The organism is Streptomyces sp. TM32 (assembly GCF_004122755.1).
In the GTDB taxonomy this organism is placed as follows: Bacteria; Actinomycetota; Actinomycetes; order Streptomycetales; family Streptomycetaceae; genus Streptomyces; species Streptomyces sioyaensis.
Map to the genome: position 1 here is coordinate 1 of NZ_SDIG01000068.1, position 20662 is coordinate 20662.

The following is a 20662-nucleotide window of genomic DNA, read 5'->3' on the forward strand; positions in this document are numbered from 1 at the left end:
CCCAGCCGAGCGCCTGCATAAACTGCTCGCGGCCTGATCAAACCGACCACGTGTTGCGACGACCGCTAGAAACCGCCCACGTGAAACGCCGCCCCTCGGCCTGCCGGGGTTCTGTGCCCCGGGTCGTGCTACTTCACCTGCGGCTTGCGGATCGAGAGGTGCAGCTCCTTGAGGCGCGCCTCGTCGACCTCGCTCGGGGCGCCCATGAGCAGGTCCTGGGCGTTGCCGTTGAGCGGGAAGGCGATGGTCTCGCGGATGTTGGGCTCGTCGGCCAGCAGCATCACGATGCGGTCGACGCCGGGGGCGATGCCACCGTGCGGCGGGGCGCCGAACTTGAAGGCGCGCAGCATGCCGCCGAACTCGGCCTCGACGGTCTCCTTGTCGTAACCGGCGATCGAGAAGGCCTTGTACATGACCTCGGGCTCGTGGTTACGGATCGCGCCGGAGGACAGCTCGGTGCCGTTGCAGACGATGTCGTACTGCCAGGCCAGGATGTCCAGCGGGTCCTTGGTCTCCAGCGCCTCCAGGCCGCCCTGCGGCATGGAGAAGGGGTTGTGCGAGAACTCGATCTTGCCGGTGTCCTCGTCCTTCTCGAACATCGGGAAGTCGACGATCCAGCAGAATCGGAACTCGTCCTCGACGAAGTGGCCGGCACGCTTGGCGGCCTCGACCCGGACCGCGCCCATGATCTTGGAGACCTCGTCGAACTCACCGGCGCCGAAGAAGACGGCGTGGCCGGGCCGCAGGTCCAGGGCGGAGACCAGCGCCTTGACGTCGTCCTCGGTGAGGAACTTGGCGATCGGGCCGGTCAGTGCGTTCTCCTCCCCGACGCGGACCCAGGCCAGGCCCTTGGCGCCCTGCTGGACGGCGAAGTCGCCCAGCTGGTCGAAGAACTTGCGCGGCTGGTCGCCGGTGTCCGGCACGGCCAGGGCGCGGACGTGCTTGCCGGCGAAGGCCTTGAAACCGGAGCCCTCGAAGACGTCGGAGACATCCACCAGCTCCAGCTCGGCGCGAAGGTCCGGCTTGTCGGATCCGTACTTGAGCATCGCCTCGCGGAACGGGATGCGCGGGAAGGGCGAGGTGACCGTGCGGCCGTTGCCGAACTCGGTGAACAGCTCGGTCATCAGCTGCTCGACGGGCTGGAAGACGTCCTCCTGCTCGACGAAGCTCATCTCGACGTCGAGCTGGTAGAACTCGCCCGGCGAACGGTCCGCGCGGGCGTCCTCGTCGCGGAAGCAGGGCGCGATCTGGAAGTAGCGGTCGAAGCCGGCGATCATCAGCAGCTGCTTGAACTGCTGCGGGGCCTGCGGCAGCGCGTAGAACTTGCCGGCGTGCAGGCGGGAGGGGACCAGGAAGTCGCGGGCGCCCTCGGGGGACGTCGCGGACAGGATCGGGGTCGCCATCTCGTTGAAGCCGAGGGCCACCATCTTGTGACGGATGGCGGAGATGACGGCGGTGCGCAGCATGATGTTGCGGTGCATCCGCTCGCGGCGCAGGTCGAGGAAGCGGTACTCCAGGCGGCGCTCTTCGTTGACGCCGTCGTCCGCGTTGATCGTGAAGGGGACCTGCTCGGCGGCGCCGAGCACCTCGACCTCGGAGACCTCGATCTCGATCTCGCCCGTCGGCAGCTCGGGGTTGATGTTGTCGGCGCCGCGCGCGCTGACCTTGCCGTCGATCCGGACGACGGTCTCCTTGGTCAGGGAGCCGAGGGCCTCGTTCGCCGGGGTGCCGGGGCGGGCGACGAGCTGGACCAGACCGTAGTGGTCGCGCAGATCGATGAAGAGGATGCCGCCCAGGTCACGTCGATTGTGCAGCCAGCCGCTGAGGCGGACGTCGGTGTCGACGTCCGCGGCTCGGAGCTCGCCGCAGTTGTGGGACCGGTACCGATGCATCGCTCATCCAAGTCGTCGCGAGGTCGAGGTGAGGAGTTGTCGGGAGAGGGAGAGGAAAAGGAGTACGGGCGCGGATGCCCGGTCGCTCTCCCCGTGGATCACCCGAAAGGCCACCCCAGGATTGACATAACCGCTCCAGGTTACCGTCCCGGTCCGCGCGCCTTGGTTGACATATACGCATCAGCGGCACGCGGGCCGGAAGCGACCGCCCCGACTGGGACGATGGTCACGTCCAGCTCACTGGTCGGGCCGCTCCAAACGCCCATAAAGTGAGGCAATGCGCACCGAGGATCTCCTGGCCGCCATCGCGACCGGCCTGTGGCGCTGGGACAACGCATCGGGCCGGGTGACCCTCGACGCCGAAGCTGCCCGGCTGCTGGGGCTGCCCCCCACCCCTGTGGAGTTGACCGAGGCCGCGGCGCGTTCGCGTTTTCATCCCGTCGACTTCGCCGAGATCAACGGAATCGTGCAGCTCGCGGTCGCCGAGGAGACGCTGGCCGAGGCCCGGCTGCGCATCGTCGACGAGCGCGGGCGGGTGCAGCGCATCGTCCGCTCCCGCTCCCGTCCCCGGGTCGTCGACGGCGGCTTCGAGCTGGTCGGAACCCTCCAGGAGGTGCCCGAGCCCCAGCCCGGGACCTCGGCCGCGCACACCCCGATCACCGGCGACTGGCGGCGCTCCCGCGAGGCATTCCTGCTGGACGCGGGCCGGGCGCTGGCCGAGGCACGGTCCACCGCCGAGGTCCTGCGGGTCGCGGCGGGGCTGTCCATGCCCGGTTTCATGCCGGACGGGCTGGCGGTCTTCGGCATCGAGGGCGACCGGCTGTCGGTCATCGGCCACCACGGTCCCCACGGCGACGAGGAACGGCCGTCCGCCGGCACGGCGCTGGCGGACGACCACCCGGCCGCCGAGGTCGTCCGCACCGGCCGGGCCCTCTATCTGCCCACCCCCGAGGAGTACAGCCGCCGTTACCCCACCGCCTGGCCGGTGGCCGCGCCCTTCCGGCGCACCTCCTGGGCGTTCGTGCCCCTGGTCAACGCGGGCCGGACGATCGGCGCCTGGATGGCGGCGTTCACCCAGCCCGTGGCCTTCACGCCCGATGAGCGCTCGGTGCTGACCACCGTCGCCCGGATGCTGGCTCAGGCGCTGGCCAGGGCCGGGATGCAGGAGGAGCAGCAGGAGCTGGCGCTGGGGCTGCAGCGCAGCATGATGCCGACGGTGCAGCCGGACATCCCCGGGATGACGGTCGCGGCGCGCTATGTGCCGACCGGCGGCGGGCTGGAGGTCGGCGGCGACTGGTACGACATGATCCCGCTGCCGTCCGGCCGACTCGCCCTGGTCATCGGGGACGTCCAGGGGCATGACGTACGGGCCGCGGGCCTGATGGGGCAGCTGCGGATCGCGCTGCGGGCCTACGCCTCCGAGGGGCACCACCCCGACGCGGTGCTCTCCCGCGCCTCCCGGTTCCTGGCCGGGATCAACGCGACCGAGCCCGGTGGCCACGGCGAGGACCAGCGCTTCGCGACCTGCCTCTACATCGAGGTGGATCCGGCGACGGGGCTGCTGGACATCGCCCGGGCCGGGCACCCCGACCCGGCGATCCTGCTGGATGACGGCACGGTGCTGATCCGTCCCACCGCGGGCGGGCTGCCGCTCGGCATCGTCCCGGACGCCGACTACCCCACCACCCGGCTCGTCCTGGAGCCCGGCGAGACGATGTTGGTCTGCACCGACGGGCTGATCGAGACCGGCGGCCATGATCTGGACACCGGCTGGGCGCGGCTGCGCGACACCATCGAGGCGCATGAGCCCGGCGGGATCGACGAGAGCCTGGAGCGGCTCGCCGACGCCCTGGTCCAGGCCGTACACGGGCCGCCCTCCCATCACACCACCGGACCGCTGGTGGACCGCCGTGAGGACGACATCGCCGTCCTCTTGCTGCGCCGCGACGGCGCCGGCTGCTCGATCGGCCCCGGCGGACTGCCGGCCCGGCCCGTCCGGCGCACCGTGCTCACCGTCGCCCAGGCCGAGCCGGAGCGGATAGCCGAGGCCCGCCGGCAGGTCCGTGAGGTGCTGCACGACTGGGCCGATCCGGACCAGGTGGACTCGGCGGTGCTGATGGTCTCCGAGGTGGTCACCAATGTGCTGCTGCACACCGACGGGGACGCCCTGCTGGTCGCCGAAATCAGCGGTGAGCGCGGTGCCCGGCGCGTCCGCGTCGATGTCGCCGACAGCAGCGACGAGTTGCCGCACCGCCGCTGCCCCGGCGAGCTGGCGTCGTCGGGGCGCGGTCTGGTGCTGCTGGAGTTGCTCGCCGGGGCCTGGGGCGTGGACCCGCGCGGGGACGGCAAGTCGACGTGGTTCGAGCTCTACGAGGACGCCGGCGAGGCAGTCGGACCGCTGTCGCCGGAATCCGAGTCCGAGCCCGCGGCGTAATGCACCCGTAGCTCGTGGAGCACGCCGGAGAAGGCGGCGACCAGGGGTACGGACAGCAGCATGCCGAGGATCCCGGCGACGCTGGCGCCCGCGGTGATCGCCAGCAGCACGGTCGCCGGGTGCATCTGGACGGTACGACTCTGGATCATCGGCTGCAGCACGTGCCCCTCCAGGATCTGCACGGCCACCACGACGCCCAGCGCCCACAGCGCGATCACGAAGCCGCGGTCGGCGAGCGCCACCAGGACCGCCACGGCTCCCGAGATGAAGGCACCGAGGTAGGGGATGTAGGCGCCGACGAAGACCAGTGCGCCCAGGCCGACGGCGCCCGGCACCCTGAGGATCAGCAGTCCGACGGTGATGCACAGGGCATCGATCAGGGCAATGAAGGTGGTGCCGCGCATGAAGCCCTCGATGCCGCGGAAACCCCGGCGGGCCATCCGCTCCAGCTGCGGCCCGGAGCTGCCCGGCGCCCAGTCGTTCAGCGCGCGTACGGCCTTGTCGGAGTCCCGCAGGAAGAAGAAGGTCAGCAGCAGGGCCAGGATCGACGCGGCGAAGAACTGGCCGACGACGCTGACGCCCGCCAGCAGCCCGGAGGCCGCGCTGCCGCCGAACTTGGTGACCAGCTGCTTGGAACGGGCGGCGAGATCGTCGAGCGAGGTACCGGCCGCGCCGAAGTGCTCCGAGAGGCTCTTGGCCGCGCTCCTGAGCGAGGCGATGATCTGGTCACCGGTGTCGACCAGCGCGCTGACGACGATGTATCCGGCGCCGCCGACCACCACCACGAGGACGGCACAGGTCAGTCCGGCCGCCAGGGAACGGTTGAGCCGCATCGCCACCAGCCGCCGGTAGAGCGGCCCGAGCAGCCCGCTGCCCAGCAGCGCCAGCAGGACGGGGGTGACCGCCGTGCTCAGCTCGACGCACAGCCACACCCCCAGGGCCACCACGGTCGCGGCCAGCAGCGTCACCAGACACCAGGCCGCGGCGCGGCGGGCCTCGACGGGAAGCAACGGCTCCGGGCGCCACGGCCGTTCGCCCTCGGCGCCGGGCGGGTTTTCGTCCGAGTCGTTTCGCACCCGGACAGTCCACCACGACCGAAGGCCCAGCTAAGGGCCCCGAAACGGGCCGGGGCGGCGTTTCACGTGAAACGCCGCCCGTCACCGCCGTGCTGCCGACGCGGCGTCAGTGCTCGCCGGTGGGGATGGTGCCGAGCCGGCCGGCCTGGAAGTCCTCGACGGCCTGGGCAAGTTCGGCGTGGGTGTTCATCACGAACGGGCCGTAATGCATCATCGGCTCGCGGATCGGCAGCCCGCCCAGCAGCACCACCTCGAAGTTCGGGCTGCGCGACTCCTGGGACTCGTCCGCCCGGATCGTGAGGGAGTCCCCGGCACCGAACACCACCGCCTGGCCCATACGGAACGGGCGCCCCTCCGCACCGGCCGAGCCGCGTCCGGCCAGGGCATAGGCGAGGGCGTTGAAGTCCTTGCGCCAGGGCAGGGTCAGCTCGGCCCCCGGATTCACCGTCACATGCATCATCGTGATCGGCGTGTGCGTGATGCCCGGGCCCTGGTGACCGTCGAGATCACCGGCGATCAGCCGCAGCAGCACCCCGCCGTCGGCGGAGGTCAGGAGCTTGACCTGGCCGCCGCCGATGTCCTGGTAGCGCGGAGCCATCATCTTGTCGCTCTTCGGGAGGTTCACCCACAGCTGGAGGCCGTGGAAGAGCCCGCCGGACAGGACGAGCGACTCCGGCGGCGCCTCGATGTGCAGCAGCCCCGAACCGGCCGTCATCCACTGGGTGTCGCCGTCGTTGATGACGCCGCCGCCCCCGTGCGAGTCGCGGTGCACGAAGGTGCCGTCGATCAGGTACGTCACGGTCTCGAAGCCGCGGTGCGGGTGCCAGGGCGTGCCCTTGGGCTCGCCGGGCGCGTACTCCACCTCGCCCATCTGATCCATCATGATGAACGGGTCGAGGTGCTGGTAGTCGATGCCGGCGAACGCCCGGCGCACCGGAAAGCCCTCGCCCTCGAATCCACTCGGAGCGGTGGCTACGGCCAGCGCGGGACGGGTGTGCGCCGCAATGGGCGCCGCCACACGCGGCAGGGTCAGCGGGTTCTCTACGGTCACAGCGGGCATCAAGGCCTCCTCGGTCGCACCCAACTTAGTTGAATACTGAACAACCAGCAAGGGGTGCGCTATTCCCGCCTGCATATGTGCAGGTCAATGGGGCTACGAGGACGTCGCGGCAGGCGCCCGGAACACGGACCGACCCGCAGCTCAGCCCGCGCATCACCGCGGCCCGGCACACAGCCCGACACACGACCGAGGGGGCCGGCCCCTCCCGGGACCGACCCCCCACACGACAAGAACGGCCGGGACCCCACCGGGCCCCGGCCGCCACACAGCCGCTATCCGTACATCCGCCGCATCATCCGTACATCCGCCGCATCGCGAAGTCGACCATCTGCTCCACGGCCTTCGCGTCGAAGACCATCCGGTGGTCGCCCTCCATGTCGAGGACGAAGCCGTAGCCGGTCGGCAGCAGGTCGAGGACTTCGGCGCCGGTGATCACGAAGTACTTGGACTCCTTGCCCGCGTACCGCCGCAGCTCCTTGAGCGAGGTGAACATCGGGATCACCGGCTGCTGGGTGTTGTGCAGCGCCAGGAAGCCGGGGTTGTCACCACGCGGGCAGTAGATCTTGGACGTGGAGAAGATGCCCTGGAAGTCCTCGGCCGACGTCGAGCCGGTGGTGAAGGCGCGCACCGCATCGGCCAGGGAAGGCGGGGACGGCTCGGGGTAGAGCGGCTGCTCGCCGTAACCCCCGGGGGCCGGTTGCTGCGGCGGGGGCGGCGCACCGTACTGCTGCTGCCCGGCACCCGCGTTCTGGTCGTAGCCGTACATGCGGCACAGCGTACTGAGTCGGCGGCGCGCCGGGGGACGCTCGTCACAGATGCGCGGAAGGGGTTGATTCTTATTACCCGTGGGTAGCATCATTTGGCTACTAGCTGGTATTGCGTCTGAGGTCCCTCCCTTGGGGCCCTCTCCCGAACCCTTTACGGAGCCGTACCCATGGGCCACTACAAGTCGAATCTCCGCGACATCGAGTTCAACCTCTTCGAGGTCCTCGGCCGCGACAGCGTGTACGGCACCGGACCGTTCGCGGAGATGGATGTCGACACCGCCAAGAGCGTGCTGTCCGAGATCGCCCGGCTGTCCGAGAACGAGCTGGCCGAGTCCTTCGCCGACGCCGACCGCACCCCTCCGGTCTTCGACCCGGACACCAACACCGCGCCGGTTCCGGACACCTTCAAGAAGAGCTACCAGGCCTTCATGGACGCCGAGTGGTGGCGTCTGGGCATCCCGGAGGAGCTCGGCGGCACCACCGCGCCCCGCTCCCTCCTCTGGGGCTTCGCCGAGACGATCCTGGGCGCCAACCCGGCCGTGTGGATGTACGCGTCCGGCCCCGCCTTCGCCGGTGTGCTCTTCGACGAGGGCACCGAGGAGCAGCACCGCATAGCCCAGCTGATGGTGGACAAGCAGTGGGGCTCCACCATGGTGCTCACCGAGCCGGACGCCGGTTCGGACGTCGGCGCCGGCCGCACCAAGGCCGTGCAGCAGGCGGACGGCTCCTGGCACATCGAGGGCGTCAAGCGCTTCATCACCTCCGGTGAGCACGACATGTCCGAGAACATCGTGCACTTCGTCCTCGCCCGCCCCGAGGGCGCCGGTCCCGGCACCAAGGGCCTGTCGCTGTTCATCGTGCCGAAGTACGACTTCGACTGGGAGACCGGCGAGCTGGGCGAGCGCAACGGCGCCTACGCCACCAACGTCGAGCACAAGATGGGCCTGAAGGCCTCCAACACCTGCGAGATGACCTTCGGCGCCAACCACCCGGCCAAGGGCTGGCTGCTCGGCGAGAAGCACGACGGCATCCGCCAGATGTTCAAGATCATCGAGTTCGCGCGGATGATGGTCGGCACGAAGGCCATCGCCACCCTCTCCACCGGCTACCTCAACGCGCTGGAGTACGCCAAGGAGCGCGTGCAGGGCCCGGACCTGGCCGCCTTCACCGACAAGACCGCGCCGCGCGTCACCATCACCCACCACCCCGATGTGCGCCGCTCGCTGATGACGCAGAAGGCGTACGCCGAGGGCATGCGCGCCCTGGTGCTCTACACCGCCACGGTCCAGGACGAGATCCTCGTCAAGGAGGCCGCCGGCGAGGACGCGAGCGCCGCGGAGCGCCTGAACGACCTGCTCCTGCCGATCGTGAAGGGCTACGGCTCGGAGCGGTCCTACGAGCAGCTGGCCCAGTCCCTGCAGATCTTCGGCGGCTCCGGCTACCTGCAGGAGTACCCGATCGAGCAGTACATCCGGGACGCCAAGATCGACACCCTCTACGAGGGCACCACCGCGATCCAGGGCCAGGACTTCTTCTTCCGGAAGATCGTCCGCGACCAGGGCCAGGCGCTCACCGCCCTGTCCGAGGAGATCAAGCAGTTCCTCGCCGACAACACCGGCGGCGAGGAGCTGGCCGAGGCCCGCGGCGAGCTGGCCAAGGCCGCTGCCGACCTGGAGGCGATCGTCGGCACCATGCTGACCGACCTCGCGGCGACCGAGAAGGACGTCAAGTCCATCTACAAGGTCGGACTGAACACCACCCGGGTGCTCATGGCCTCCGGCGATGTCGTCATCGGCTACCTGCTGCTCAAGGGTGCGGCCGTGGCCGCCGAGAAGCTGGCCCACACCTCGGCGAAGGCTGTGTCTGCCAAGGATGTGCCCTTCTACACCGGCAAGGTCGCCGCGGCGAAGTTCTTCGCGCACAACATCCTGCCGGGCGTCGGCGTCCAGCGCGGTCTGGCCGAGAGCGTCGACCAGTCGCTGATGGAGCTCGACGAGGCCGCGTTCTAGGAACGCCGTCCGCAGCCCGCTGCGGCGTTCTTACAGGTTTCTCAGACTGGTCGTCCAGACTGGCGTGGCCCGCCTCTCTTCCCCCGGAGAGGCGGGCTTCGTCCTGTCCGGCCGCGAGCCGGCCGCAGCCCGGGTCCGTACCGCCGGTAAGCCGCTCGTCCACCCGGCGAACGGGAGATAAAAGCGGAATTCCTCATTCCAGCGCAGATCCGGATCCGAAACGCAGAAATCGTGGCCGGAAGGGAACGGAGTCACAAGGCATGCGCACGAGGAATGCGTGCTCCGGCTCCTTATGCTGAATCCATGACCAACTCCGCCCGCTTCGATCGCGGCCACACCGACGACCTGATGACCTTCCTCGCCACCAGTCCGTCGCCCTACCACGCGGTGGTGAATGCGGCGGAGCGGCTGGAGAAGGCGGGTTTCCACCAGGTCGCCGAGGTCGACGAATGGGACGGTACGCGCGGCGGGAAGTATGTGCTGCGCGGCGGAGCGCTCATCGCCTGGTACGTGCCCGAGGACGCGAGCCCCTCGACTCCGTACCGAATTGTCGGGGCTCACACCGACTCTCCCAATCTGCGGGTCAAACCGATTCCGGACACCGGTGCCCGCGGCTGGCGGCAGATCGCCGTCGAGATCTACGGCGGCACGCTGCTCAATACCTGGCTCGACCGCGATCTGGGCCTCAGCGGGCGGGTGACGCTGGCGGACGGCAGCCACCGGCTCGTCCACATCGACCGGGCGCTGCTACGGGTGCCACAACTGGCCGTGCACCTCGACCGCTCGGTGAATTCCGACGGCCTCAAGCTCGACAAGCAGCGCCACATGACGCCGATCTGGGGCCTGGGTCAGGTGGCCGAGGGCGATCTGATCGCCTTCGTCGCCGAGGAGACCGGCGTCCCGGCCGACGACATCAAGGGCTGGGACCTGATGGTGCACAGCATCGAGGCACCCGCCTATCTGGGCCGCGACCAGGAGCTGCTGGCCGGCCCACGGATGGACAACCTGCTGTCCGTGCACGCCGGTACGGCCGCACTCGCCGCCGCGGCGACCGGCGGGCGCGAGCTGCCCGGTATTCCTGTGCTGGCCGCCTTCGACCACGAGGAGAACGGCAGCCAGTCCGACACCGGCGCGGACGGCCCGCTGCTCGGCACGGTGCTGGAGCGCTCGGTCTTCGCCCGCGGCGGTGCGTACGAGGAGCGGGCCCGGGCCTTCGCCGGCACCCTGTGCCTGTCGTCCGACACCGGACACGCCGTGCACCCCAACTACAGCGACCGGCATGAGCCAGGGCACCACCCGATGCCCAACGGCGGGCCGATCCTCAAGGTCAACGTCAATCAGCGCTATGCGACGGACGGCAGCGGACGGGCCGTCTTCGCGGCGGCCTGCGAGCGGGCCGGTGTGCCGTGGCAGAGCTTCGTGTCCAACAACTCGATGCCGTGCGGGACCACCATCGGGCCGATCACCGCGGCCCGGCACGGCATCGCGACGGTCGACATCGGTGTGGCGATCCTGTCCATGCACTCGGCGCGTGAGCTGTGCGGTGCCGAGGACCCGTACCTGCTGGCGAACGCCCTGACGGCCTTCCTGGAGGGCTGAGTTGGACTTCTCGCTGCTCGGCCCGATCGCCGTGACGACCGGCTCCGCGGAGCTGTCGCTCGGGCCCGCCAAACGGCGCAGTGTGCTCGCGCTGCTGTTGCTGCAACCCAACACCACTGTTCCACTGGAGCAGTTGATCGACTCCCTGTGGGAGGACGAGCCGCCGGAGCATGCCCGCACCGTCGTCCAGGGACATGTCTCGCGGCTGCGCGCCACGCTCGCCGAGGGCGGTGCGGAGGCGTACGGCATCGAGCTGGCCACGCACGGCTCCGCCTATCTGCTGCGGCTGCCGGAGGAGCTGATCGACGCCCACCGGTTCGGCGAGCTGGTGACCCTGGCGCGGCCCGAGGCGGCGCCGGCCGATGCCGTACCGCTGCTGCGTGAGGCCCTGGGACTGTGGCGGGGCCCCGCCCTGACCGGCACGGTCACCAGCCCGCCCTTCGCGGCCGCCGCCCATGCGCTGGAGGAGCGCCGGCTGACGGCCGTGGAGGCGCTCGGGCGGGCGTACGGCGCGCTCGGCGAGCACGAGCAGGCGGCCGCGATCCTGTACTCCGCCGCCGTCAACCACCCTTTGCGGGAAGGCCTGATCGCCGGGCTGATGCGGGCGCTGTTCCGTACGGGCCGGCAGTCCGACGCGCTGGAGTGGTTCCACCGCACCCGGCGGCTGCTCAACGAGGAGCTGGGCGTCGACCCCGGCGAGCGGCTGCGCGGCGCATACGAGGAGATTCTGCGGGCGGAGGCGGCCGGGCAGCAGCGGAAGGCCGCGGCCCGGCCCTCGGGCGCTTCCGGCGGGGGGCCCGCGGGAGGGCCTCGTTCCGCGACGGCCGGCGCGGCGCCCCCCGCCACGGGCGAGCCGCAGCCGCCGGTCCAGGGGAACAGCGGTACGGCAACGCACGAAGCGGCTGCCGCACCGGCGAAGAGCGGTCCGCGGGCGGGCGCGACGGGCGGATCGGGCCCCGCGCGGGCCGGTGTCCCCCGGCTGCTGCCCCGTCCACCGGCCCGCTTCCTGGGCCGGGAGCGCCAACTGACCTCCCTGACCTCGGCCTTGACGGACCGTACGACCGGTGAGAGCCCGCTCACGGTCGTGGCGGGGCCGGCCGGTGTCGGCAAGACGGCCTGCGCCGTGCAGTGGGCACATCTGCACGCCGGGGCCTTCCCCGACGGCCAGCTCTTCGCCGATCTGCGCGGCTTCGGCGAGGGCGATGAGGCGGCGCCGGCCGAGATCCTGCGCGACTTCCTGCTGGCGCTGGGCACCCCGCCGGAGCGGGTGCCCGGCTCCGCCCAGGCCGCCTCGGCGCTGTTCCGCTCGCTGGTCGCGGAGCGCCGGCTGCTGGTCGTCCTCGACAATGCGCGCAGTTCGGCGCAGGTACGGCCGCTGCTGCCCGGTGGTCCGCACTGCGCCACGGTCGTCACCAGCCGCAGCCGTCTCGACGGTCTGGTCGCCACCGACTGCGCCGTGCCGGTCGGTCTCCAGGCGCTGGGCCATGAGGAGGGCGCGGCGCTGCTCGGCGCGATGCTCGGCCCGGAGCGGGTCGCCGAGGACCCGGCCGCCGCGCGGGAACTGGTCGACCTGTGCGACGGGCTGCCGCTGGCACTGCGGGCCGCGGCCGCCCAGCTGACCGCCCGGCCGCGCTGGCGGCTGGCCCGGCTGGCCGCGGCGCTGCACGACGAACGGCGGCGGCTCGCGCTGCTGTCGGCGGAGGACACCGGGGTCGCGGCGGCGCTGCGGATGTCCGTCGCCCGACTGTCGGCGGACGACGCCCGGCTGCTCAGCGCACTCGCGACGACCTCGGACGGGCACCTCAACGCCTCTGCGGCGGCGGCGCTCGCCGGGTACGACCAGGAGCGCACCCAGGACGCCCTGGACCGGCTCGCGGAGATGCATCTGGTGGACGAAGAGGCCACCGACGTCTACACCATCAGCACGCTGACGCAGTTGTTCGCACGGGACGAGCACGGCGAGAGCGGGGAGGCCGGCAGGAACAGCCCGGGCGACGGGCGGAGCGGGAGCGACGGGCGCGGCTGAGGTGCCCGCGTCCGTCCCGCGTGCGGGAGCGTTAGGCACACGTTAGTGGCACGGCAGCGGCGGGCGGCAGTCTGTTGATCAGGCCGCAGGGGAGACCTCAGGCCGGACCGCAGGGCGTACCGCAGACGCGGTGCGGGCCACCCGAACCCGGGGGAGACCGACATGCCGCGCAGCCACACCCGCTCCGAGACCTTCCTGGAGACCGGTGCCAGGGCCGGTACCGGTGGCCCCGGCACGGGACGGACCGTCCGCCCCCGTACGCTGCGGATCGCCGCTGCCGGGCTGACCGCCGTCGCCGCGCTGACCCTCACCGCCTGCGGCGGCCAGGACAACCCGCTCCAGACCAGCGCCGCCAAGCCGTTCCACCCACAGTCCCAGGAGGCCGATGTCCCGGTGTCCGGGGGCGGCGGTGCTGCCGCGCCGGGCGGCCTGCAGACCGACGGCGGACGGGCACAGCAGACATCCGCGGGGCGCGGCGGCACCGACAGCGGCGGGGAGGCCGGGGCGGACGGCATCACGGTCAGCACGCGCAGTGCGGGCGGAGGCGGCAACGCCACCGTCCGGCACACCGCCTGCGGCGCCGCAAAGGTCCACATCGTCGCCAGACTGCTGACCCGGCCGGTCAACCATCTGCTGCTGGCGGCCACCAACACCTCCGGCGCCCCCTGCGATCTCCACCTCGCCCCCGACCTCCGCTTCGACGACGCACCGTCGCCGCTCCCCGAGCTGTCGGCCAGCAAGCCGTCGGCCGTGGTCACGCTCGCCCCCGGCGAGACCGGCTATGCGGGCGCGCTGACCTCGTCCGCCGCCGGCTCCGGCCGCCACGGCCGCACCGCCACCTCACTCTCCGTCAGCCTCCCCGGACGCGACGGCAAGGGCAGCATCGGCGGCTCGGCGGCCGTGGCGCTCCCCGGCGGCACCGCGTACGTCGACGACAGCGCATGGGTGACGTACTGGCAGCCGGACGTGCGCGAGGCGACGGCCTGGTGAGCCGGCGTTGAAGCAGCGTTGATGAGCCACCCTTCGGTGAGCCGTCCCTGAACCAGGGCGCCCGCATCCCCCAGCGGGCGCCCTTTGCTGTGTCCGCCGTCCCGTCATGTCTCGACCGGCGGCCCGTACCTCCCGGATTCCTTACGCCGTTGCGGGGCACTCACGCCCAAGGCCCGGAGCACCTCAGCGACAACGAACCTCCGGGCCGGAATCCCACGCGGCGTCCCGGGGTTTCACGTGAAACGCCACCGGCTGATCCGGATCCGATCCGGGGCGTGCCGCGAGGGGCACTTCCGCCGCAGGGGAGCGGAAGTGCCCCTCGCGCGCAGGAGTGCGCGGCGCATTGCACCGCAAGCATGGCGAACCCGGCGTCAGCCCGAAGGAAATGGAGGCGCGCCTCCGGCAGTGGATATCGTGGTCGTGCCCATGACAGACGCACCTCGCTGACACCGCAGCAATCCACGGGGGAAACCAACCATGACCGCACGCCGCTCCCGCCACCGCTCCGCCGCGTATGCCGCGCTGGCGCTCGGACTGGCCGGCTCGCTCGCGCTGACCGGCTGCAACAGCCACTCGTCGAAGAAGTCGAAGAAGTCGAAGAAGTCGTCCTCGTTGTCGAAGTCGTCGTCGAAGTCGTCCTCGTCTTCCAAGAGCAAGAAGCGCAAGATCATCGGTGGCGGTGCGGCCGCGGCGGGAGCGGGGGCGGCATCGCGGCGGGTACCCGACTGCTTCCCGAGCACGTACAAGGTCACGTTCTCCCAGCAGAGCGGCCCCGACAGCCACGTCACGGTGAAGTTCAAGAACACCACCGGCCGCGACTGCACGCTGTACAACGCCCCGCTGCTGCGCTTCAACAACGCCAAGAGCCCGCTGCCGCTGCTGCAGGGCACGCCGGGGCACCTCGACGGCACCCGCCTCACCGTGCCCGCCCACGGCTACGCCTACGCGGTCCTCCCCACCAACACCGCAGCCACCAAGGGCACCGAGCAGAAGTCGGTGACGGTCGACTTCATGGGTGTCTCGGCGAGCTCCGTCACGCACGGTCCGGTCACGGTCAACTTCGCGGAGAAGCGGCTGCACCTCTCCGTCGGCAGGACCAAGGTCACCAACTGGACGTCGAGCGTCCACGGGGCCCAGCTGGCGGCCGGCGTCGGGAAGTAGCCCGGCACCACGGTGACCGGCCGAGCGCCCGGGCCGCCACCGGGCCCGGGCGGTCCTGCGTCTACTCCGCGTCCATCCCCGCGAGAACCAGCCCCAGCCGAGCCGCCCCGCCCTCGGCGAGCTCGACCGGAACGCCCCAGTCCTGCTGGTGCACATGGCAGGCGGGGTACTCGATGTCCGGGGCGTCGTCGCAGGACGCGGCCATCGCCGAGACATGCAGCACCCCCTCGGTCACGCCGTCCGCGAGCACCAGGTCGCGGCCGAGGTCGGTGCCCGCGCCCGCGCCCTCGGCGAGCAGCTCCGGCGGGGTCGCGCTGACCAGCAGCCGCGTCGACGGGCCGTAGCGGGTGTCGAGCTTCTGGCCCGCGGGAGCCTGGAAGACCACCTCCAGCCGCAGTGTGCCCGGGGCGACCCGGGTGGCCGCGCGCTGGGTCTGGTGCGCCACCGCCTCGACGCGGACCGCCTCCTCGGGCAGCCGCAGCCGGGTCAACCGGTGCCGGGCCGACTCCACGACCACGATGTCGTCGTCGACGAGCACCGCCGCGGACGGCTCCCGCAGATCCGTCGCCAGCGTCGTCACCTCACCGCTCGCGGGGTCGAAGCGGCGCAGCGCGTGGTTGTAGGTGTCCGCGATGGCCACCGAACCGTCGGGCAGCGCGGTCACGCCCAGCGGGTGCTGGAGCAGCGCCTGACCGGCGGCGCCGTCGCGGTGCCCGAAGTCGAACAGGCCGGTGCCGACGGCGGTACGGACGACATAGCCGTCGCCCGTCCCGGCGGGCTCCACCCAGCGGACCGCGCTGGTCTCGGAGTCGGCCAGCCACAGCCGCTCGCCGGCCGCCGCGAGCCCGGACGGCTGGGCGAACCAGGCCTCGGCGGCCGGGCCGTCCACCAGGCCCTCGTTGGTGGTGCCGGCCGCCACCTCGACCGTGCCGGTGGCCGGGTCGTACGTCCACAGCTGGTGCACCCCGGCCATCGCGATCCACAGCCGGCCCCGCCACCAGGCGAGGTCCCACGGCGAGGAGAGCGCCACCTCGCGCGCCGGGCCCGAGGTCGGCGAGCCCTGCCACCACTGCGTGCCGGTGCCGGCCACCGTCTCCAGCGCGCCGCTCTCGGGGTCGAAGACCCGGACGGCGTGGTTGACCGTGTCCGCCACGGCCACCGTGCCGTCGGGCAGCAGCGCCAGGCCCTGCGGCTCGTTGAAGGAATCGGGGGTCAGCCCGCGCGCACCGGAGCCGATGCGCCGCAGCACCTGCTCGCCGTCCGCCGCCAGCTCCACCAGCTGATGGCGCGTGGTGTCCGAGACCAGGAAGCTGCCGTGCGGCAACCGGACGGCCTTGCCGGGGAAGCGCAGATCGGTGGCGACCGGCTCCGGCGGTACGTAGGGGCCGTCGCCGCGGCGCAGGGTGCCCTTCGCCGTGTGCTCGGCCTCCAGCTCCTCGACCAGTTTCTCGATCGCGTGCGCATGGCCCTCGCCGGCGTGCTGGGCGACGACATAGCCCTCGGGGTCGATCACCACGAGCGTCGGCCAGGCCCTGACCGCGTACTGCTTCCACGTGGCGAGCTCGGGGTCGTCGAGGACCGGATGCTCCACGCCGTAGCGCTCCACGGCGTCCACGACCGCCTGGTGCTCGGCCTCGTGCACGAACTTCGGGGAGTGCACACCGACGATCACGACCGTGTCGCGGTGGCGCTCCTCCAGCGCCCGCAGCTCGTCCAGGACATGCAGACAGTTCACACAGCAAAAGGTCCAGAAATCCAGGACGACAATGCGTCCACGCAGGTCGGAGAGGGTCAGATCCTTGTTGCCGGTGTTCAGCCAGCCGCCCTTGCCGACCAGCTCGGGGGCGCGGACGCGTGCACGTGAAGCCATGTGGACATTCAACGTCACTCCGGTGCGTGCACATTCCGCAGGCCCGCTGGGGAACACGTCACCCATGCTGCAATCTCCCGGGGAGCCGGCCCCGCATTCGCGTAAGTACCTGGTCCGTGACCGCATTTTCGGCATCGGTGACGACTACTGGATCGAGGACGAGCACGGGCGGCACGCCTTCCTCGTGGACGGGAAGGCGCTGCGGCTGCGGGAAACCTTCGAGCTGAAGGACCCGGAGCGGCGGGTGCTGGTCACCATCCGCAAGAAGATGCTCAGCCTGCGCGACACGATGACCATCGAGCGGGACGACAAACCGCTGGCCACGATCAGGCGCAAGCGGCTCTCGCTGCTGCGCAACCACTATCGCGTCGAGCTGGTGGACGGCACCGAACTGGACGTCAGCGGAAAGATCTTCGACCGGGAGTTCGCGATCGAGTACGAGGGGGAGCTGCTCGCCGAGATCTCACGACGCTGGCTGACCGTGCGCGACACCTATGCGGTCAACGTCCTGCGGGGGGAGGCGGATCCGGCGCTGCTCATCGCCGTCACGGTCGGTGTGATCCGGCTGGCGGAGCGGGAGCGCGGCGAGGACTGAGAAGCGCACGTTCCGCCCCCGCGCCGCACCCCTCTGCGGCCGGGAGACATCGGCCTACGATGGTCACCCGAAAGCACTGCCGGGGTGCCCGTGCGCAGCGTAACTTAACTGCACAGACAGCAGCCCGCGTACGAACCGTCCGAGGGGTCCCGTGACCGTCCATCCCAGCCTTCAGTCCTCCATCGATGCCTGGACTCACTCCATAGAAGCGATAACCGAGCTGGTGACTCCGCTCGTCGAGGGCGAGTGGAACAGGGCGACGGGCCTGCCAGGATGGTCCGTGCGCGATGTCGTCTCCCATGTCATCGGCCTGGAATGCGAAATGCTGGGCGACCCGCGGCCGATCCACACCCTGCCGCGCGACCTCTACCACGTACGCAGCGAGTCGGCGCGGCGTATGGAAGTGCAGGTCGACGTCCGCCGGCACCACACCGCGCCGGAGATGCTCAGCGAGCTCGAATACACCGTCATCCGCCGCTCCCGGCAGCTGCGCAACGAGTCCCGTCAGCCGGACGCCGTGGTGCACAGCCCGCTCGGTGAGGACCATTCGCTGGAATTCGTGCTGCAGCAGAGGGCGTTCGATGTCTGGGTGCATGAGCAGGACCTGCGCCGGGCCCTCGGCAAGCCCGGCAACCTCGACTCCCCCGGCGCGCAGGTGGCGCGCGATCTGCTGGTGAAGACACTGCCCGGCATCGTCGCCAAGAGGGCCCAGGCGCCGGCCGATGCGGCGGTGGTCTTCGACGTCAGCGGACCGCTGGAGTTCCTGCGCACGGTCCGTATCGACGCCGAGGGCAACGCCACGATCGACGGCAGCGTCTCGCTCGGCCCGACCGTGACGTTCGCCCTGGACTGGGACACCTTCCACCAGCTGGCCTGCGGCCGGGTCCGTGCGGCGGCCGTCGCCGAGCAGGTCAAGATCGACGGCGACCGTGAGCTGGCCGAGGCGATCCTGAACAACTTCGCCGTCACGCCGTAGCGGCGACGGGCCGGGCAGGATCCGGCCGACACCCTCACCCCCGCCCGGCCGGCGAACGGGGAGTGGTTTCCGGAGTGAGCCGTTTCACGTGAAACTGCGCTGTCCGTTTCACGTGAAACGGGCCCGCCCACCGGCCAGTTGGCCGTCGGGGTCACGCGGGAACGTGGACCGCCTCCACCCGGCTGGCCACCAGCCGTTCACGCTCGCGTCGTACCGCCCGCCGGCGCAGCCGCAGCATCTGCGAGACACCGAGCGCCTCCACGACGAAGATCGAGGCAAAGGCGATCCGGTAGTTGTCGCCGGTGGCGTCCAGCAGGACCCCGATGGCGAACAGGGTCGTCATCGAGGCCGTGAAGCCACCCATGTTGACGATGCCGGAGGCGGTGCCCAGACGCTCGGGCGGATTGGCGGGACGCGCGAAGTCAAAGCCGATCATCGAAGCGGGGCCGCAGGCACCCAGCACCGCGCACAGCACGATCAGCAGCCCCATCGGCGCATGAGCGCCCGGCCAGCACAGAACGATCGCCCACATCAGCGCCGTGGCGAGGACCGTGCCCAGAGCCAGTGGCGTACGGGCCGCGTGGTGGCGGGCGATGACCTGGCCGTAGATCAGGCCCACCGCCATGTTGGAGAGCACCACCAGGGTGAGCAGTTCACCGGCGGTGCCCCGGGACAGCCCCTGTGCCTCGACGAGGAACGGCAGGCCCCAGAGCAGCAGGAACACCATCGCGGGGAACTGGGTGGTGAAGTGCACCCACATGCCCAGCCGGGTGCCGGGCTCACGCCAGGACTCGACGATCTGCCGGCGGACGAACCCCAGGCCGGTGTGCTGGGCGGAGGGGGGCGGCGGGGCGAAGCCCTCGGGGTGGTCCCTGAGGAACAGCAGCAGCACGATCAGCACGACGATGCCGCCGGCGGCGCTGGAGACGAAGGTCGGGGTCCAGCCGAAGCTGTGCAGGAACCGCGCGAGCACGAGGGTCGAGACCAGGTTGCCCGCCATGCCGACCAGCGCGGCGATCTGCGCGATCATCGGGCCGCGGCGGGCCGGGAACCACCGGGAGCCCAGCCGCAGCACGCTGATGAACGTCATCGCGTCCCCGCAGCCGAGCAGCGCACGGGAGCCGAGCGCCATGCCGTACGACGAGGAGAGCGCAAAGCCGAACTGGCCGACGGTGTAGAGCACCACGCCGAGGGTCAGCACCCTCTTGGGCCCGAGCCGGTCGACCAGCAGGCCGACGGGGATCTGCATCCCCGCATACACCAGCAGTTGCAGGAGGGAGAAGGTCGACAGCGCCGAGGCGTTGATGTGGAAGCGCTCGGCGGCGTCCAGGCCCGCCACTCCGAGGCTGGTGCGGTAGGTGATGGCGACGAAGTAGACCGCGACGCCGATGCCCCAGACGGCCATCGCCTGGGGGCCGCCGGGCGGGTCAGCGGGCAGCAGCCGGGCGCAGCCGCCACCTATGCCGGAGCCGTCGGCACGTCCGGAGCCGGCGCTCATCGCGCCTCGCCCTGCGCGAGGTGACGGACCCAGCTGACGTGGCGCTGCACGACGTCGGTCGCGGCGTCCGCGTCCCCGGCCCGCAGCGCTTCGAGGATCTCCGCATGCTCGGCGATGTTCTTGGCGATCCGGTCCGGGTGGGCATGCATCACCGCGACCCCCATCCGCAGCTGGCGGTCGCGCAGCTGGTCGTAGAGGCGGTCCAGGATCTGATTGCCGGCGCTGCGCACGATGGCGGCGTGGAACGCACGGTCGGTGACGGAGACGGCGGCCAGATCGCCGGACGCCGCCTGCTCCCGCATCGTCTCCAGCAGCTCCGTCAGCTCGCCGATCAGTTCCTCGTTCGCGGGCACCGCCTTGGCCGCGGCGTGCTTCTCGACCAGCAGCCGGGTCTCGACGACGTCGGCGATCTCCTGCGCGGAGACCGGCAGCACCAGCGCGCCCTTCTTCGGGTAGAGCTTGATCAGCCCCTCGACCTCCAGCCGCAGCAGCGCCTCCCGCACCGGCGTCCGTGACACCCCCACGGCCTCGGCCAGTTCGCCCTCGGTGAGCAGCATCCCGCCCTCGTAGCGGCGGTCCAGGACGGCGTCCTTGATATGCGCATAGACCCGCTCGGCGGCTGGCGGCTGTCTGGCGGACTCCCGGGCGGGGACGGTAGGTGTGGATGTAGAGGGCATGCACACAGGATAGATACAAGAGGTATGCGTAC

The 20662-nt window shown here is 71.0% G+C and carries 15 protein-coding genes; 8 read left to right on the plus strand and 7 right to left on the minus strand.

Annotated elements, in window-relative coordinates:
* Positions 1-128: 128 nt before the first annotated feature.
* On the minus strand, positions 129-1892 hold the full coding sequence (gene aspS, locus EST92_RS16855) for an aspartate--tRNA ligase (RefSeq protein ID WP_129281744.1): 1764 nt from the start codon (positions 1890-1892) through the stop codon (positions 129-131).
* A gap of 277 nt (positions 1893-2169) precedes the next feature.
* On the opposite strand from aspS, the gene EST92_RS16860 reads away from it, so the two are divergent.
* Positions 2170-4326, plus strand: coding sequence for a SpoIIE family protein phosphatase (locus EST92_RS16860; RefSeq protein WP_129281745.1), 2157 nt, complete (start codon positions 2170-2172; stop codon positions 4324-4326).
* Here EST92_RS16860 and EST92_RS16865 read toward each other — a convergent pair.
* From EST92_RS16865 to EST92_RS16875, 3 genes are all read right to left on the minus strand, one after another.
* The gene (locus EST92_RS16865; protein WP_129281746.1) at positions 4260-5402 is read right to left on the minus strand and encodes an AI-2E family transporter; all 1143 of its coding nucleotides are present in this window, start codon (positions 5400-5402) and stop codon (positions 4260-4262) included. The two genes, EST92_RS16860 and EST92_RS16865, sit on opposite strands and share 67 nt — an antisense overlap.
* 106 nt (positions 5403-5508) lie before the next feature.
* The gene (locus tag EST92_RS16870; protein ID WP_129281747.1) at positions 5509-6462 is read right to left on the minus strand and encodes a pirin family protein; all 954 of its coding nucleotides are present in this window, start codon (positions 6460-6462) and stop codon (positions 5509-5511) included.
* Positions 6463-6754: 292 nt separating this feature from the next.
* Positions 6755-7228: an SseB family protein gene (locus tag EST92_RS16875; protein WP_006604511.1), complete on the minus strand. Its 474-nt coding sequence runs from the start codon at positions 7226-7228 to the stop codon at positions 6755-6757.
* Positions 7229-7396: 168 nt separating this feature from the next.
* On the opposite strand from EST92_RS16875, the gene EST92_RS16880 reads away from it, so the two are divergent.
* The 5 genes from EST92_RS16880 (at position 7397) to EST92_RS16900 (ending at position 15014) form a co-directional block, all read left to right on the plus strand.
* On the plus strand, positions 7397-9238 hold the full coding sequence (locus EST92_RS16880) for an acyl-CoA dehydrogenase (protein WP_129281748.1): 1842 nt from the start codon (positions 7397-7399) through the stop codon (positions 9236-9238).
* A 303-nt stretch (positions 9239-9541) separates the two neighbouring features.
* Positions 9542-10837: a M18 family aminopeptidase gene (locus EST92_RS16885; protein ID WP_129281749.1), complete on the plus strand. Its 1296-nt coding sequence runs from the start codon at positions 9542-9544 to the stop codon at positions 10835-10837.
* Between the two features lies 1 nt (position 10838).
* On the plus strand, positions 10839-12863 hold the full coding sequence (locus EST92_RS16890) for a BTAD domain-containing putative transcriptional regulator (protein WP_129281750.1): 2025 nt from the start codon (positions 10839-10841) through the stop codon (positions 12861-12863).
* A 162-nt stretch (positions 12864-13025) separates the two neighbouring features.
* Positions 13026-13853: a DUF4232 domain-containing protein gene (locus EST92_RS16895; protein ID WP_129281751.1), complete on the plus strand. Its 828-nt coding sequence runs from the start codon at positions 13026-13028 to the stop codon at positions 13851-13853.
* A 477-nt stretch (positions 13854-14330) separates the two neighbouring features.
* On the plus strand, positions 14331-15014 hold the full coding sequence (locus EST92_RS16900; protein WP_129281752.1) for a DUF4232 domain-containing protein: 684 nt from the start codon (positions 14331-14333) through the stop codon (positions 15012-15014).
* A gap of 61 nt (positions 15015-15075) precedes the next feature.
* Here EST92_RS16900 and EST92_RS16905 read toward each other — a convergent pair whose 3' ends face one another.
* On the minus strand, positions 15076-16884 hold the full coding sequence (locus EST92_RS16905) for an NHL domain-containing thioredoxin family protein (RefSeq protein ID WP_129281753.1): 1809 nt from the start codon (positions 16882-16884) through the stop codon (positions 15076-15078).
* 64 nt (positions 16885-16948) lie between these two features.
* Here EST92_RS16905 and EST92_RS16910 point away from each other — a divergent pair, with 64 nt between their 5' ends.
* Both EST92_RS16910 and EST92_RS16915 read left to right on the plus strand, forming a co-directional pair.
* Positions 16949-17479, plus strand: a complete 531-nt coding sequence (locus EST92_RS16910; RefSeq protein WP_129281754.1) for an LURP-one-related family protein — start codon at positions 16949-16951, stop codon at positions 17477-17479.
* 151 nt (positions 17480-17630) lie between these two features.
* On the plus strand, positions 17631-18455 hold the full coding sequence (locus EST92_RS16915) for a maleylpyruvate isomerase family mycothiol-dependent enzyme (protein WP_129281755.1): 825 nt from the start codon (positions 17631-17633) through the stop codon (positions 18453-18455).
* Between the two features lie 151 nt (positions 18456-18606).
* On the opposite strand, the gene EST92_RS16920 is transcribed toward EST92_RS16915, so the two are convergent.
* The gene (locus EST92_RS16920; protein WP_254068863.1) at positions 18607-19953 is read right to left on the minus strand and encodes an MFS transporter; all 1347 of its coding nucleotides are present in this window, start codon (positions 19951-19953) and stop codon (positions 18607-18609) included.
* A complete protein-coding gene (locus EST92_RS16925) occupies positions 19950-20630 on the minus strand; it encodes a GntR family transcriptional regulator (RefSeq protein WP_129281756.1) in 681 nt (226 codons plus the stop codon). The genes EST92_RS16920 and EST92_RS16925 overlap by 4 nt, the downstream gene beginning before the upstream one ends.
* Between the last annotated feature and the right edge of the window lie 32 nt (positions 20631-20662).